This window comes from Bacterioplanoides sp. (genome assembly GCF_965219715.1).
Lineage (GTDB): Bacteria > Pseudomonadota > Gammaproteobacteria > Pseudomonadales > Oceanobacteraceae > Bacterioplanoides.
In genome coordinates this window covers 2,807,276-2,823,016 of record NZ_OZ244785.1, presented here as the reverse complement: position 1 = coordinate 2,823,016, position 15,741 = coordinate 2,807,276, and the positions used below count along the sequence as shown (strand labels likewise).

At 50.3% G+C, this 15,741-nt stretch carries 13 protein-coding genes; 9 read left to right on the top strand and 4 right to left on the bottom strand.

Annotated elements, in window-relative coordinates:
- Window positions 1-29: 29 nt before the first annotated feature.
- The 5 genes from ACOQOZ_RS13355 to ACOQOZ_RS13335 all read left to right on the top strand — a co-directional run bounded on the left by ACOQOZ_RS13355 (window position 30) and on the right by ACOQOZ_RS13335 (window position 4,582).
- Window positions 30-446 (top strand): hypothetical protein, encoded by a 417-nt coding sequence (locus ACOQOZ_RS13355; RefSeq protein WP_420588645.1) that lies wholly within the window; start codon window positions 30-32, stop codon window positions 444-446.
- 37 nt (window positions 447-483) lie between these two features.
- On the top strand, window positions 484-789 hold the full coding sequence (locus ACOQOZ_RS13350; protein WP_420588644.1) for a hypothetical protein: 306 nt from the start codon (window positions 484-486) through the stop codon (window positions 787-789).
- Window positions 790-795: 6 nt separating this feature from the next.
- Window positions 796-1,110 carry a hypothetical protein gene (locus ACOQOZ_RS13345; RefSeq protein ID WP_420588643.1) on the top strand — a complete coding sequence of 105 codons (315 nt, stop codon included), beginning with the start codon at window positions 796-798 and terminating at the stop codon, window positions 1,108-1,110.
- Window positions 1,111-1,303: 193 nt separating this feature from the next.
- The gene (gene parC / locus ACOQOZ_RS13340) at window positions 1,304-3,565 is read left to right on the top strand and encodes a DNA topoisomerase IV subunit A (RefSeq protein ID WP_420588642.1); all 2,262 of its coding nucleotides are present in this window, start codon (window positions 1,304-1,306) and stop codon (window positions 3,563-3,565) included.
- A gap of 189 nt (window positions 3,566-3,754) precedes the next feature.
- On the top strand, window positions 3,755-4,582 hold the full coding sequence (locus ACOQOZ_RS13335) for an alpha/beta fold hydrolase (RefSeq protein ID WP_420588641.1): 828 nt from the start codon (window positions 3,755-3,757) through the stop codon (window positions 4,580-4,582).
- Between the two features lie 81 nt (window positions 4,583-4,663).
- On the opposite strand, the gene ACOQOZ_RS13330 is transcribed toward ACOQOZ_RS13335, so the two are convergent.
- The 3 genes from ACOQOZ_RS13330 to ACOQOZ_RS13320 all read right to left on the bottom strand — a co-directional run bounded on the left by ACOQOZ_RS13330 (window position 4,664) and on the right by ACOQOZ_RS13320 (window position 8,029).
- Window positions 4,664-6,496, bottom strand: a complete 1,833-nt coding sequence (locus ACOQOZ_RS13330) for an endonuclease (protein WP_420588640.1) — start codon at window positions 6,494-6,496, stop codon at window positions 4,664-4,666.
- A gap of 179 nt (window positions 6,497-6,675) precedes the next feature.
- Entirely contained in the window at window positions 6,676-7,236 is a 561-nt protein-coding gene (gene rsmD / locus ACOQOZ_RS13325) for a 16S rRNA (guanine(966)-N(2))-methyltransferase RsmD (RefSeq protein ID WP_420588639.1), read from the bottom strand.
- A gap of 49 nt (window positions 7,237-7,285) precedes the next feature.
- Window positions 7,286-8,029, bottom strand: a complete 744-nt coding sequence (locus tag ACOQOZ_RS13320) for a hypothetical protein (protein ID WP_420588638.1) — start codon at window positions 8,027-8,029, stop codon at window positions 7,286-7,288.
- 108 nt (window positions 8,030-8,137) lie between these two features.
- On the opposite strand from ACOQOZ_RS13320, the gene ftsY reads away from it, so the two are divergent.
- From ftsY to rpoH, 4 genes are all read left to right on the top strand, one after another.
- Complete coding sequence (gene ftsY, locus ACOQOZ_RS13315) at window positions 8,138-9,451, top strand: signal recognition particle-docking protein FtsY (RefSeq protein ID WP_420588637.1); 1,314 nt, start codon at window positions 8,138-8,140, stop codon at window positions 9,449-9,451.
- A gap of 65 nt (window positions 9,452-9,516) precedes the next feature.
- Window positions 9,517-10,215, top strand: coding sequence for a cell division ATP-binding protein FtsE (ftsE, locus tag ACOQOZ_RS13310; protein ID WP_420592420.1), 699 nt, complete (start codon window positions 9,517-9,519; stop codon window positions 10,213-10,215).
- Window positions 10,202-11,182 (top strand): permease-like cell division protein FtsX, encoded by a 981-nt coding sequence (gene ftsX, locus ACOQOZ_RS13305; RefSeq protein ID WP_420588636.1) that lies wholly within the window; start codon window positions 10,202-10,204, stop codon window positions 11,180-11,182. The genes ftsE and ftsX overlap by 14 nt, the downstream gene beginning before the upstream one ends.
- Before the next feature lie 169 nt (window positions 11,183-11,351).
- Entirely contained in the window at window positions 11,352-12,224 is an 873-nt protein-coding gene (gene rpoH / locus ACOQOZ_RS13300) for an RNA polymerase sigma factor RpoH (protein ID WP_420588635.1), read from the top strand.
- Between the two features lie 103 nt (window positions 12,225-12,327).
- Here the strand turns inward: rpoH and ACOQOZ_RS13295 are convergent, their stop codons facing one another.
- The gene (locus ACOQOZ_RS13295; RefSeq protein WP_420588634.1) at window positions 12,328-15,687 is read right to left on the bottom strand and encodes an EAL domain-containing protein; all 3,360 of its coding nucleotides are present in this window, start codon (window positions 15,685-15,687) and stop codon (window positions 12,328-12,330) included.
- Between the last annotated feature and the right edge of the window lie 54 nt (window positions 15,688-15,741).

Sequence of the window (15,741 nt, the reverse complement as noted above, 5' to 3'; positions counted from 1 at the left end):
ACGTACTTTTTTTTAATCTGGAAATTTCTATGCGAAGTATTTTCCTATTAGCCGTAATCGCTATGGCGGGTTGTGCCCGGCTCGACAGCGTTCAGATCGGCTCAATCGATCAGACTCAGGGAGATCTGACTCCGATCTCAGTACGTTTCAGTGAAACGGGTTTTGATGCCGCAGCAGCAGCCGAAATTGGTCGAATCGCCAGCGATGGCCAGGCAGCAGAGAACTTCGAAGATCTGCGTAATATTCTGGCATTAATGAATATGGGACCACGCACGGGTAATCCGGTTTACGACGATACATATGCTGAGAAGCTGCTGGCATATCTGCGAAATGAATGTCGCAGCGGAAAAATTACCGGTATTCGTGCGATTCGTGAAGCCAAAGCCGCAGGTCCGGTTTCCGGCGAAATTGTTGGTGTTGATGCTTTTTGTATTCGTAATTCATAACAACACTTGATAACGAGAAAATTAATAGGGTTTGATCATGTTACAACGTATTTTTGCTTTTTTATTTTTATCCGTCGCGTTAACCGGCTGCGTTAGCCTGAATTCAGTTTCTCTAACTCAGGTGCCACAGGAGCGTTCTAATGAAGTAACAGCTTCCGCTGATCACTGGGCCATTCTGGGTATCGCTTTTGACAACGAATTTGTTGATGAAGCCATTAACGATCTGCGTAACCAGTGTCAGGGTGGCAAGCTGGACGGCGTGTTAACCAAGTTCCAGAACACGGTTTATTTCCTGGTTGTTAAACGTGAAGTGGTTGCCACTGCGTATTGTCAAAAGGGGTAAGTCGTTATGAAACGTTTACTGACTCTGGCAATGACATCCATGCTGGCGGTGGGTTGTACCCACTCGATTCACCAGCAGCACATCAGTGATATCGACCCTGGCCTGGCAGCCGATAAAAGTGCTAAAACCGTCGTGGTTACCACTGAGCAAAAGGTCGTGCTGTGGTTTGCTTTTGATACCGATTATGTCGATCAGGCGTATCGTGAGTTGCAGCAAAAATGCCCGGGCCGTATTGGTGCGGTTGCGACTCAGCACTCGACCAGTCACGGTTTTATGAGCTGGACCAATAAAATCCGCATGGAAGCCATCTGTACACAATAAGTCTGATGCTTTTCTGTACAGTTTCCCGGCAGTGATCACTGTCGGGAAATCTCCCCATTTCCTGATCCAAATCTCACCTTTTAGCATTGTCCTTCGCCGGTTAGTCGGTCACAATCTCTGCCAACCTTTTTCGATACCCTGATAGCCGGGTAGAGCTGAACTCAGACAGAAATTCGACAGAACAGCGAGTCTTATGACGGATCAGATTAGTTACACAGACGACGGCGTAGAGCGCCAGTCGCTGAAGCAATATACCGAAAGCGCGTACCTGAATTATTCCATGTACGTGATTCTCGACCGGGCGCTGCCACACGTGGGTGATGGTCTGAAGCCGGTACAGCGCCGTATTACCTACGCCATGAGCGAGCTGGGCTTAAAGCACACCGCCAAATACAAGAAGTCGGCCCGTACCGTTGGTGACGTGTTGGGTAAATACCATCCACACGGTGACAGCGCCTGTTACGAAGCTATGGTGTTGATGGCTCAGCCGTTTTCCTACCGCTATCCATTGGTCGATGGTCAGGGCAACTGGGGTGCACCGGATGATCCGAAGTCGTTCGCGGCGATGCGTTATACCGAAGCCAAACTGGCCAACTACGCCGAGGTGTTACTCAGCGAATTAGGCCAGGGTACGGTTGACTGGCAGCCGAACTTTGATGGCACCATGGACGAGCCTTGTACCTTGCCAGCCCGTTTACCAAATATCCTGTTAAACGGCACCACGGGTATTGCGGTTGGTATGGCGACCGATATTCCGCCACATAATATCCGTGAAGTAGCCAGTGCCTGTATCCACTTGCTGGATAATCCTAAAGCCGAAATCGATGCTTTATGTGAGCATGTGCAGGCTCCTGATTTCCCAACCGATGCGGAAATTATTACGCCAAGAGAAGATCTGCGTAAGTTATATCGCACCGGTAAGGGCAGCGTAAAAATGCGTGCGGTCTACTCCATCGAAGATGGCGATATCGTTGTGACTGCACTGCCACATCAGGTTTCAGGTGCAAAAATTCTGGAGCAAATTGCGGCACAAATGACAGCGAAAAAGCTGCCATTGGTAACGGATTTACGCGACGAGTCGGATCACGAAAACCCAACCCGTTTAGTCATTGTTCCTAAATCCAATCGTGTTGATACCGATGCTGTGATGGCGCATTTATTCGCCACCACCGATCTGGAAAGAAACTATCGCGTCAATATGAATGTGATTGGTCTGGACGGTCGCCCGCAGGTGAAAAACCTGCAAATGATGTTAACTGAGTGGCTGGAATACCGTACCGGCACTGTACGTCGTCGTTTGCAGCACCGTTTGGATAAAGTGTTAGCTCGTCTGCATATCTTGGAAGGTATGTTGGTAGCTTTCCTGAATATCGACGAAGTGATCGAAATTATCCGTACCGAAGACGAACCAAAAGCGGTGCTGATGCAGCGTTTTGGTGTATCGGATATTCAGGCCGAAGCCATCCTCGAATTGAAATTACGTCACCTCGCCAAACTGGAAGAAATGAAAATCCGTGGCGAGCAGGATGAGTTAGAAAAAGAACGCGACGCGTTAGAAAAAACCTTAGGGTCCGAGCGTCGTTTAAAAACCCTGATCAAAAAAGAATTAACAGCAGACGCTGAAAAATACGGTGATGACCGTCGTTCCCCTGTGGTGGTTCGTGGCGAAGCGAAAGCCTTCTCTGAAACCGAACTGGTTTCTGCTGAAGCTATTACCGTAGTGCTGTCTGAAAAAGGCTGGGTGCGTGCTGCCAAAGGCCACGATATCGATGCCGAAGGTCTGAACTATAAGTCCGGCGATAAATATTTATTGTCGGCACCGGGTAAAAGTAATCAGAACGCAGTATTTATCGACAGTACCGGACGTTCTTATGCTCTGCCTGCCCATACCTTGCCGTCAGCTCGTGGTCAGGGTGAACCATTAAGTGGTCGCCTGACGATGCAGGCTGGTTCGCAATTCCTCGGCCTGGTGATGGGGCCTGACTCCGATCAGTACCTGATGGCCACCGACGCCGGTTATGGCTTTATCGCTAACCTTGGCGATATGCAGAGCAAAAACAAAGCTGGTAAAAACCTGCTGACAGTACCGGATAACGCTCGGGTATTAATTCCGGCTAAGATTATTAATCCTGAGAAAAGCTGGATTGCGGCGGTCAGTAACGAAGGCCGTATGCTGGTATTCCCGGCGGCTGACGTACCGGTAATGGCTCGTGGTAAAGGCAACAAGATGATTAATATTAATTCGGCTAAGGCGGCTGCCCGTGAAGAATTAATGGTTGCTTGTGTCGCCTTCAGTGAAGATGACACCATTCTGGTTTACGCTGGTAAGCGTCATATGAAACTGAAGTTTGCTGACCTTGAGCACTACCAGGGTGAGCGTGGTCGTCGTGGTAATAAGCTGCCACGTGGCTTCCAGAATGTGGATGCGATGGAAGTGGTTCGTAAGGACGACTGATTAATCGTAAACAATTAAACCGCCTTCGGGCGGTTTTTTGTTGTCGCTATTTTATTGCTCAGCAGTATTTATTTTTCAGCCGCCGCATCAGTGCCACATCCCTGTGGCTTGATGCTATCGCAACGTCCTGTTGCTGCTATGAAAAACAAATACCACTGAAAAATCTGAAGATAAGTAAGTAGAAAAATAATGTCGCTACAACCGATTAATAATATTGAATTAAATATCCTTGATAGCCAGCCGGACAATAAACAAAGCGCACTGGTTTGGGCGCACGGTTTAATGTTTTGTACCGCAGCGGATATCGAATCCGGTTTGTTTGCCTGGAAGCAAACGTCACAACAACATCGTGTGATTCGGTACGATGCCCGCGGTCATGGTGAATCTCAGGCGACCGACAATATTGCCGATTATCAGTGGACTCATCTGGCAAAAGATATGTTAGCGGTTGCTGATCATTCTGAGGCCGGGAAACTGGTGCTGGGTGGTGCATCCATGGGTTGTGGAACCAGTTTGATTGCGGCGCTGGATCTTATTAACTCAGGTCAGAAAGATAAGCTGGCAGGCGTGGTATTGGTGATTCCGCCAACGGCCTGGAAAACCCGCCCGGCACAGGCGCGTAAATACAAGTTATTAGCTTTACTGAACAAACTGAAACTGGTGCCAGCACTAATTCCCCAGTTAACGAAAAACAAAGTCATTGCCGGATTTCTGAATAAATCGATGCCTTATTGCGAAACTGTATTGCATCGCTATATGGCCAGCCACAAAAAAGAAGCGTATCACCCGATTCTGATGGGGTCTGCGCAATCGGATTTACCGGTGGAAGAAGAGCTGAAGAAAATTGATATACCAGTATTAATTCTCGCCTGGACAGATGACAACAGTCACCCTGTAAGTACGGCAAAACAATTACGGGAGTTATTGCCAAACAGTGAGATTCATCTGGCTAATGAAGTACGTCATGTGGATCAGTGGGACTCACAGATTTGTGAGTTTTTAAACCGGCTGTCCTGAGCCACGGAAGCTGTATTAACAAGGAATTTAAAAAGGGCGCCGCAGCGCCCTTTTTTAATCATCAGAACCAAGCTGAAAAGATCAGTTGCCCCAGATCAGACCAACCAATTCCGGGTGATCAACAAATGGGTTACGGTTGCCCTGGTGGTTTTGAGCGGCATTGTTACGGTCAATTTCCTTCTGACTCACCGGATCACTGTTGTGCCATTGCAACAACATCGCCAGCTTCCAGCTTTCGAATACCTTGTTGCTGCTGCCATCTAATACAGCATTGCTTTCGGAGCTGTTATTTTCCCAGCTGGCAATACGGTCCTCATAGCGAGTAGCCATGTAGAAGTAGGCACGTGCCAGGTCGCCTTTGAACTCGTCGATCGGCTCAAACACAGTACCACTGTGACCCAGGTTGGATGCAGCAGAGCCCAGCTTGGAACCATTCTGAGACGTCCAGCTGACGGAACCTACCAATCCGTATGGATGGCTGCTACGACGGCCGTTTACATAACCATCGGTGGCAAATACATGGTGTACGTCTGAATTCATCGGCTCAACGCCGCCACCAAACCAGCTGCGCGGGAAAGCATGCTCGCGATTGTAACAGCTGCCTTCGCCATTGTAGGAACCACATTGGTCTGTGCTTTTGGTGAATGAATACGGATCGCTGGCATTCGGACGCTCGGAGTAGATATCGAGAATCTTGCCATCTTTTTCGTAGTAGCTGTCCAGTTCATGGTTGTTATAGAAGGTCCACAGCGCACTGTAACCATGGCTGGTGTGATTATCGATAATGTCGTGAAGCGCTGACTTCAGGGCGTAACCAGTTAAACCCTCCGCTGCCTGATAGTAAGGAATCAGGTCCGTTGCTGTACCAGAGCCATTTCCCGGTACGGTTGGAGAACCACCGGTTGTGATGCTGAAGTTGACAGACTTACTGGTTGTGAAGTTTGCACCACTGAACAGCTCATTGCCGTTCGCGACCATGCGGTAGGAACCATTACCATAAGTGCAGCAGATACCGTCACCATACGAATCATTAATGGTGAAGGTATACGAACCCTCCGCCAGGCAGAAGTTCTCGGTGTTGGTTGTATTGCCTGCATAACCACTGCCGGAGTGCAGTGTGTTGCCAGCACTGCTGATGGTCCAGCTGGTTTCACTGCCATATTGATCGGTTACCAGCGTTAATGTGGTGTTGGTGCAGCTTGGGGTATTGCCGTTGCCGGGCTCTGAAACACTCACTTCGGTAATGTTGCTGACGCTTTCAATACTTGGCTCGCCAGCGTAGCTATCCCGAATGCCGGATACCTGGATGGTTTTGCCAATCACGGCGGCATTGTTTTGTGGGCTCCAGCTATCACGCTGGTTCGCTTCCAGCCTGACAACAATGCTGACCTTGCTATCGTTCTGATCTTGCAGACGCAGGGCATAAATTCCGTTTACCGCCTCACTGATTACTCCAACCGCGGTTAAAGAGGTACCCGTCGCGGCAGACAAAGCCTGAGTAACACTCATCGAATCGCCAGGGCTATCGGTTCCCGTGCTCGCCGGTGCAGTATATGAAGCGGTTAACGCGACATCGGCAAAGGTGCGGTAACCACGAACCTGAATGTGATAAATACCAGCAGCAGGCGCTTCAACGCTGCAGCTTTCGTTATTGCCTTTCAGATATGGGCGACAATCATAGCTGCTGCTTGTTGGTTCACTGTTGAAGCGGGTGTATAAATCGGCATCACCGGTACCGCCGGAGATTGCGATTTGCAGATTGGCAGCTCCCGAGGGTACGGTAATTGTATGGCTCTGTTGTGAGCCGCTGTTGCCGCTAATATTGAGTGAAGCACCGTTGGACAGTGTCTCGGCGGATATTTGTGATGACAGCACAGAGGCTGCAACCAATAGCGCGCCTGCCATTGATTTCATGGACGTTCTCTCCTGAGGACCGGGTAATTTTAGTAATGCAAAGTGCTGGACTGAGAATCAGGCGATAGCGCCTTTTGTGTCAGGTTTAAGCGTGGTGAGTATTGCAGGCGCGCATTTCAACAAAAGTTTTTATCTGCTGCAATTGCTGCAGCAGATTGTGACTGACAATGATGGTCAATTCAGCTTTGTTCAGTCACTTCAAATAATCGAAAGCAAAATTCTTTGGTGTTTTTGCTTTTTCTCTCGTTCCAGTTTTCCGGGAAGTCAGGTTTTAATTTCGCTTCGTGTTCGATATACACCAGAGCTCCGGGCAATAACCGCAGTTTTTCAATGGCGGGTTGCAACAGATCTTTATTAAAGGGTGGGTCGAGAAATACCAGATCATAAGGTTCCGGATTCTGATCCAGCCATGCCAAAGCATCTCCTGCCCAAACCTGAGCATTTTTTGCTTCCAGCGTTTGCAGGTTATCTTTTAACTGCAACGCGGCTTTGGCATTTTTCTCAAGAAAGATCACTTCTTTAGCGCCACGAGACAAAGCTTCAAACCCTAACGCACCACTGCCAGCAAACGCATCCAGTACGCGGGCGTTTTCGACATCGAACTGCAGCCAGTTAAATACCGTCTCCCGCACCCGGTCCATGGTTGGACGCAAGCCATCAATCGACGGAAAACGTAACCGTCGAGAACGCCACTGGCCGCCAATAATCCGAAGCTGTTGGGTGGGAGTGGATTTACTCACGTTATTTTCCTGTTGCTTTGCTGTTACTTAAATCGGGCTGGAGGCTGATCTACTGAGCCGCAATTTGTTGTTTGCAGTCGAGGTATTCCTGCGCCGCGGTTTTCTGACTATCACCCAGTTGCTGGTAAAGCGTCTGGTAATAGTGAGCGGGTGGGCGATGGTAGGCAATGTCGCTTTGAATGTCGAGCTGACCGCTATTCGACAGCCAATGCTGGCGCATAGCCCGGGTTTGTTGTGTGCGGAATTCCTGCCACTGTTGGCGCAGGGGCAGAGCTTTATTCAGCTGGACTTCCGCTGCCGACCATTGATTACGGAACCAGCGCGAACCGGCGACATAGGTTTGTTCACAATGACCAAGCGTTGGCAGGCGTTCAGGATCAGATCCAGGCTTTTGCAGCTGTAATTGTTTAATCAGATAAGCCGCAATGGCCTGCATTTCGATCTCTGCCCAGGGACCCTGAATCAGAATCGCAATGGTGTCGGGTTTTGGGTTTCCAGCGGTTGTTATGTGTTGCTGTAATTCATCCGACCACTCCTGCGCTGGTAAAGGCCAGTCAATTTGTTGGTCGGCCAGCAGAATCCGTACGTTTCCATGATCGGCACTGACTTGCTGCCAATAACCCGGAATACCTTCCTGCGATAACCAGTTCTGCCAGTTCGCCTCCGATAATGTTGCCAGCTTTAGCGGCTCTAACGGCTCTAGTTCCGGATCGGTTTTGCCCAGATGAATCCAGCTGATGATGCCAAGACAGCAAAAGATAATGATATTCAGAGTTCGGCGGCTGAATCTCACGTCCGCATCCTTATTCGCAGTAGGGTTTAGTGGTAGGATAGCGGACTTTGATTATTCACGGTTAGCAGTTGCGCTGGCCGGATAACATCTGATGAGTGCGAGCAACCGATGTTTGATTTTTTTAAGCGCAAAAAGAAAGCGCCAGAAGAGCAAAAACCTGCAGTTGAGCAGGTGTTAGAAACACAAGAACAAACCGAAGTAGCAGAAACAGCAGCCGCTGATCATGCCAGCGACGTGGAAACTGCAGTACAAGCTGTTGAAGAAGTGGTGGCCGAAGAGCAGGCACTGCAACAGCCAGATCAGCAAACACAGCCAGAGCATCAGGCACAACCGGAACCACAAGCTGAGCCAGAAGTGGAGCAACAGCCTGAACCTCAGGCAGTTGAACCGATTGTCGAAGAGCCAGCTGTAACAGAAACTGCGGCACCAGAAAGCAGTGAAGAACTGAGCTACTTCGAAGAAGCGGGTGAGCAGGAATCACCAAAAGAAGAGAAGAAAAAAGGTTTCTTTGGCCGTATCCGTGATGGTCTGAGCAAAACCCGCAGTGGTTTAGCCGATGGCCTGGCAGACCTGTTGGTTGGTAAAAAAGAAATCGATGATGACCTGCTGGAAGATCTGGAAACTCAGCTGATTATGGCTGACGTTGGTATGGAAGCGACCCAGGAAATCATGGAGCGCTTAACTGGCCGTATTTCCCGTAAAGAACTGAACGATTCCGATGCACTGTTTGAAGCGCTAATCGAAGAACTGCGCGCCATGCTGGATGTTGCCCAGCAGCCATTGGTGGTCGACGGTGAAAAATCCCCTTATGTGATCCTGATGGTGGGTATTAATGGTGTGGGTAAAACCACCACCATTGGTAAGCTGGCCAAGCAGTTCCAGAATCGCGGTAAGAGTGTGATGCTGGCAGCGGGTGATACCTTCCGTGCCGCTGCGGTTGAGCAGTTGCAGGTCTGGGGCGAGCGTAACGACGTTCCGGTTGTGGCTCAGCATACGGGTGCCGACTCTGCGTCGGTCATTTTTGATGCGGTTGAAGCGGCGAAATCCCGTAATGTGGATATCCTGATTGCCGACACCGCGGGTCGTCTGCATAACAAAGATAACCTGATGCAGGAGCTGGAGAAGGTTGTTCGGGTGATGAAAAAACTCGACGATACTGCGCCACACGAAGTGATGTTGGTATTGGATGCCGGTACCGGTCAGAACGCCATTAACCAGTGTAAGCAGTTCCTGCAGTCTGTGGGTGTTACCGGTCTGACATTAACCAAGCTGGACGGTACCGCGAAAGGTGGCATCATCTTCGCTTTAGCCAAACAGTTTGAGATTCCGGTACGTTTTATTGGTGTTGGTGAAGGCATCGACGACCTGCGTCCGTTTAACGCCGATGAATTTACCCGTGCTCTGTTCAAACAAGACGATTGAGCACGGTTACTCAGAAAGACACCTGAAAACAATAATATGAGGTGAGGATGGCAGATTCCGATGTGATGGTTCGTTTTGATCGCGTCAGCAAGCGTTACTCCGCCGGCACTGGTGGTGGTAACGAAGCGTTGAGTGGTGTGAATTTTGAACTAAAGCGAGGAGAGTTCGCCTTCCTGACCGGCCACAGTGGTGCCGGTAAAAGTACCTTATTAAAGTTGATGATGCTGATGGAACGGCCAAGCCGTGGCCAGGTCATCATTGACGGTCAGAACCTGGCGCGGTTGCGTCAGTCTCAGGTTCCTTACCATCGCCGCAAGGTCGGTGTGGTGTTCCAGAACCACCAGTTATTATTCGATCGCAGCGTATTTGATAACGTTGCTCTGCCATTGCAGATTGCCGGCTATACCCCGGCCGAAGCTGGACGTCGGGTGCGTGCGGCGCTCGATTCCGTTGGCCTGTTGGGCATGGAAAAACGTAATCCAATCGAACTGTCCGGCGGTGAACAGCAGCGCGTTGGTATTGCCCGTGCCGTGGTGAATAAACCACCACTGCTGCTGGCGGATGAGCCAACCGGTAACCTCGATCCGGAACTGTCTGAAGAAATCATGAACCTGTTCACTCGCTTCCAGCAAGTTGGGGTCACCGTCTTAATTGCTACCCACGATATCGCGTTAATTGAACGTATGGGTCATCGCCGGTTGATTCTGGATCAGGGCAAAATGGTACAAGGGCAGTTAAAGGAGGCGACATATGGCGCCGTCTAAAACATCCAAAGCCAATAGCCAGGGCGCTTCGGGTCACAAGATTGGTGTGGCTGCACGGTTTTCTGCCTGGTTTGCTCATCATCAGCTGACTGCGGTGGAAACTCTGGTGAAGCTACTGGCAAATCCGGCTGCTGCATTATTAACCTGGCTGGTGGTTGCGATAGCCCTGACGTTACCCGGTGCACTGTGGATGACGCTGGATAATATGGAGCAGCTCAGCGGTCGCTTTCAGGCATCCGGGCGTATCACTCTCTACCTTGAGCCGCAAACATCCGCTGCTGCGGGTAATCAACTCAGTGAACGTATCAGTGCCTTGGGCAATGTCAGTTCCACTGAATACATTGATGCTGATACCGCATTGGAAGACTTCCGCCAGAACAGCGGCCTGCAACAAGCCCTCGACTTCCTGCCGGAAAACCCGTTGCCTGCGGTGATTCTGGTTGAGCCGCCGCTGGGGATTTCTGCTGCAGACGTTAATCAACTGGTTGAGCAGTTGAGTGCTTACCAGATTGTGGATTCTGTTCAGTTGGATATGGCCTGGGTGGAACGGCTATTGGCGATGCTTGCTCTGGGTGAGCGACTGATCTGGGTGTTAGGTATTTTACTGGCGCTGGCAATCTTGCTGGTGGTTGGTAACACCATTCGCCTGGCGATTGCCGCGCGAGTCGATGAAATTCGCGTTACCAAGCTGGTGGGCGGAACCAATGCCTATGTTCGTCGTCCCTTCTTATATACCGGTCTTTGGTATGGCCTGGTAGGCGGTTTGTTAGCCTGGGTGCTGCTGGCGACCTGCTGGTTCCTGTTATCTGGCCCGGTTGATGAACTGGCGCGTCTCTATGGTTCTGGCTTTGAGCTGAAACCTTTATCGGCTGCTGCTGCTATGGCTTTGTTGTTGTCTGCCATGCTTCTCGGCTGGCTTGGTGCCTGGTGGTCGGTGTCTCGTCATCTTGATCAAATCGAACCTTGACGCCATTGGGTGTCGTAAAAGTCGTAATTGGCTAAAATTAAAATAGATTGTTCCAGTAAGGAACTGCAAAGAGGGATTGGTTGTCTGAGAAATCCGATGCTAAACTCTTTTTCCGTTAAAGCCCTATTGTGGGGCGAGATAATTGAAGCTCAAGCTTCAGGAGTGTTTGATGAACCAAGGTTTATTAGCCGTTAATGCTTTGTCACCAGGTGCCAACCTGGAGGCTTACATCACGACGGTTAATGCGATTCCGGTACTGTCTGTTGACGAAGAAAAAGCGTTAGCAGAACGTCTTCATTACGAAGGTGATCTGGAAGCAGCCCGTCAATTGGTTATGTCGCATATGCGCTTTGTGGTGCATATCGCTCGCAGCTATTCCGGTTACGGTCTGAACCAGGGCGACCTGATTCAGGAAGGTAACGTTGGCCTGATGAAGGCCGTTAAACGCTTTAACCCGGAAGTGGGTGTGCGTCTGGTGTCGTTTGCAGTGCACTGGATCAAAGCGGAGATGCATGAATTTATTCTGCGCAACTGGCGTATCGTAAAAGTCGCCACCACCAAAGCTCAGCGTAAGCTGTTCTTTAATCTGCGCTCGAAGAAGCAACGTCTGGGTTGGTTAAGCCAGGACGAAGCTAAGTCCATCGCTGAAGATTTAGGCGTTGAGACAAAAACTGTATTTGAGATGGAAGGTCGTCTGAATGCTCACGATGCCGCGTTTGATGGTGGTGTGGATGACGATAACGACGAAGCCGCGCCGCAGGCACCGGTATATTATTTAGAAGATCACAGCGCCGACCCGGCCACTGTGGTTGAAAACGACAACTATGAGCAAGACGCTCATGGCCGCTTAGCCAATGCCATGTCTGAGTTAGACGAGCGTAGCCGCAATATTCTGCAACAACGCTGGTTGGCGGAAGAAAAAGCCACTCTGCATGATCTGGCAGCTGTGTATCAGGTATCGGCGGAACGTATTCGTCAGCTTGAGAAAAACGCTATGAAGAAACTGAAGAACGCCATGGGCACCGATCTGGTTCTCGCGTAATCGGCTTCTCATCGAGACAAAAAATGCCGCAATTGCGGCATTTTTTATGTCTGTTTTTAGCTGTACTTACTGAGCTTATTCACAGGTCTTTTGGCTGATCTTTTTAATGACCTTGGCCGCTGCCCGAAGGCGTTGGCTGTGACTGCCAGGTCGCCAGTAATTCATCTTTAGGTACTGGGCGGCAATACAGGTATCCCTGGGCAAAATCGCAATCTTGCTGCACCAGAATATTCTGATGTTCGGTGGTTTCTACACCTTCTGCTAACACTTTGATATCCAGCTTATGCGCCATGGCAATAATGGCGTTTACGATGGCCTCATCGCTGGCATCAACCAATAAATCCCGGATAAACGACTGATCGATCTTGAGAATGTCGATGGGTAACTGCTTCAGATAACTCAGTGATGAATAGCCGGTACCGAAGTCATCAATGGCAATGGTGATCTGGCGTTTGCGCAGCTCTTCCAGCAGCTGGCTGGCTTCACGAATGCCATCAATCAGCAGGCTTTCGGTCACCTCCAGCGACAGACAATCAGCCGGCAGGCCGCTGTCTGCTAATGCCTGGTCAATCACCTCAGCCAGATGTTGGCCATGATGGAATTGATAGGCGGAGACATTCACTGCCACTTTTACCTTTGGAAAACCCTTGTCCTGCAGTTCTTTTAACTCACGGCAGGCAGTTTCAATCACCCAATCACCAATCGGGCCGATCATGCCGGTGTCTTCTGCCAGAGGAATAAACTCGACCGGCGAGATCATGCCACGCTCAGGGTCGTTCCAGCGGATTAACGCCTCAACACCACTGATCAGTCCGCTGGTTAAATCGATCTGTGGCTGGTAGTACAGCTGGAAGTGTTGGGCCTCGATTGCCTGGCGCAGCTTGTTTTCCATCTCCAGTCGTAACTGCGCTTTTTCGTTCATATTGGCAGTAAAAAACTGGAAGTTATTTTTGCCTTCGCTCTTGGCGTGATACATGGCGATATCGGCGTTACGGATCAGTTCGTCCGGATTGTGGGTATCTCCCGGGTATACCGAAATACCAATGCTGGTACCAATCACGACCTGGTGGCCGGAGACATCGAGTGGCTTTTTCAGCAGCTGAATAATAGACGCGGCGATCTCTGCGATTTTCTCAATACCTTTCATATTATTGAGAATGATGGTGAATTCATCGCCACCAAGGCGTGCAACCGTATCTTCTTTGCGCACCTGCTGGCTGAATAAATCCGCGACCTGCTGCAACAACTCGTCGCCCAGGTTGTGACCTAGTGAATCGTTCACCGTCTTAAAGTTGTCCAGATCGAACATCAGGATGGCCACCATGCTGTCGGTCCGGCGTTTACAGCTTTCGATGGCCTGATTGAGGCGGTCGGCGAGTAATCTGCGATTCGGCAAATTGGTGAGCGGATCGAAGAACGCCAGTTTTTCGATGGTCTGCTGGGCATGATGCAGACTGGTGATATCTTCGAACGTCGACACGTAATTCACGATCTCACCGGTATCGTCCATCAGCGGGGAAATCGATTGTGAGGCCCAGAACACACTGCCATCTTTGCGGGTGATCTGCAGTTCACCATCCCACTGGCGGCCGGAGCGAATCACCCGTACCAGCTCGTGAATCGGTTCTTTGTCTTTGGTGTTGCTGTATAGAATCATCGGGCTGTCGTGTTGCATTTCAACCAGCTCAAAGCCGGTCATTTCGACAAAAGAACGATTCACATATTCCGCATGAAATTCGATATCTGTGATAACAATGGCATTGTCACTTTGCTCAACCGCCATCGATAGCTGACTGAGTTTATGCTGGGTTTCGGCCTGTTTGGCTTTCTGTTTCAGGCGCTCTAATGCCAGACTGATGTCTGCTCCCAGGGTGGCCAGCAACGCCAGCATTTCAGGATCAAAAGTATCGGACTGAGAGGAATAGAACGCACAAATACCAATCACGCTGCCGTTGTTATGCAGCGGCACCGAGGCCAGTGAGCGGTAACCACGTTCTTTGGCTGCCTGGCGCCAGGGAATAAAGCTTGGGTCGGTAATGGTGTTGTTGACGCAGGTTACGCGGTTTTCCCGCGCTGAGGTACCGACCGGTCCATGGGCCAGCGGTGAATCATCGATGCGCATTTCAACCCGGCCAAGATACCCTTTGTCGTCACCTGCAGAGGCTTTTGGACGGATCACCTGGCCTTCAATCAGGCCGATCCAGGCCATGCTGAAACCACCGTAACGCTGGGCAATAAAACAGATATCAGAGAACACTTTCTCCACTGAATCCGCCTGAGCAATTACCTTGTTGGCCTGGGTCAGAACGCTGTAGAGACGATTCAGCGTCATCGAACGTTTTTCAGCTTGCTTCGTCGCTGAAATATTACGACGCACGTGCACCATGCCTGCGGTTGAGGCGCCATGACGAATATTCGACAGACTGATTTCATACCACTGTTGATGACGCTCATCGAAGTACTGATAATCCTGCAATGGCTCCGACGAGAATATCGATTGGCAAATCATGCATTCCTGCTGATTGACGCGACTGTCGTGCTGCAGCTCGTGGCAATGACGGCCCACCATTTGTGCTGAGCTGAGCCCGGACTGTTTGCGCACTGCCTGATTCACCTGACGGATGATGGCTTTGTTATCCACCAGAATGGTTTCGTCTGGAATGGCATCGTAGGTATTGGCGTCACGTGCCAGGTTGCGGAATGGCTCACGCAGGCTGGATTCAATCAGGGCGATATAAATAGCCCAGAACGACGACAGCTTAAAAAAGTGTCCAACGACCAGGCTCAGGCTGTGCAGGTCGGCATACAGGGTAAATGCGAGTTCGGCGGCGACTGTCATTGCAATCGAGACATAAGTGAGCAGCAGTACCCGGGAATCCAGCTGGTGACGGTGGTGGTGCAATACCGCTGCCGCCAGCAGCAGAATCAGAATAATCAGATACTCACTGATAACTTTGGTCTGGGTCAGGCCTTCACCGGCGTTAAACATCACAGGCAGCAGATCAAAGACCACCAGAGAGGTCGCAATCAGCAATACCAGCAGCGATACCGCCAGAATGACCTTAGGACGATATTGGCGATACAGCGACAGCGGTGCCAATAACAGCATCAGAGCTTCGGTGAAGCGCGAAACAATCCAGAACTGGATCGTCACGTTATTATCGATACTCGGGAAGAACGGCATACCGCCAAAGGTCAGGGCATGCATCAGGTCCAGCATGCCAACGCTGTAATAACCACAGCCGAGAATCAGTAGGTATTGATTATGCGCGAGAGAGTGGGTGTTCCAGGCAACGATAAAACACACCAGCGCAATGCCGGAGGCAAACAGCTCAACCAGAGTGTGGAATAACAGCGAGTCAAACTGAACGACGGGAATCAGCGCCACAACCATCAGTGCGGGCATCCACCAGTTCTGGCGGAGGTGGGTGAGCAAGTCGTGTACGGCTTGTGACTGCGACAAAGGGGCTTCCTGTTGAAAAACAATCTTCTGGAATGCTTTTAAGCATAGAAAAGA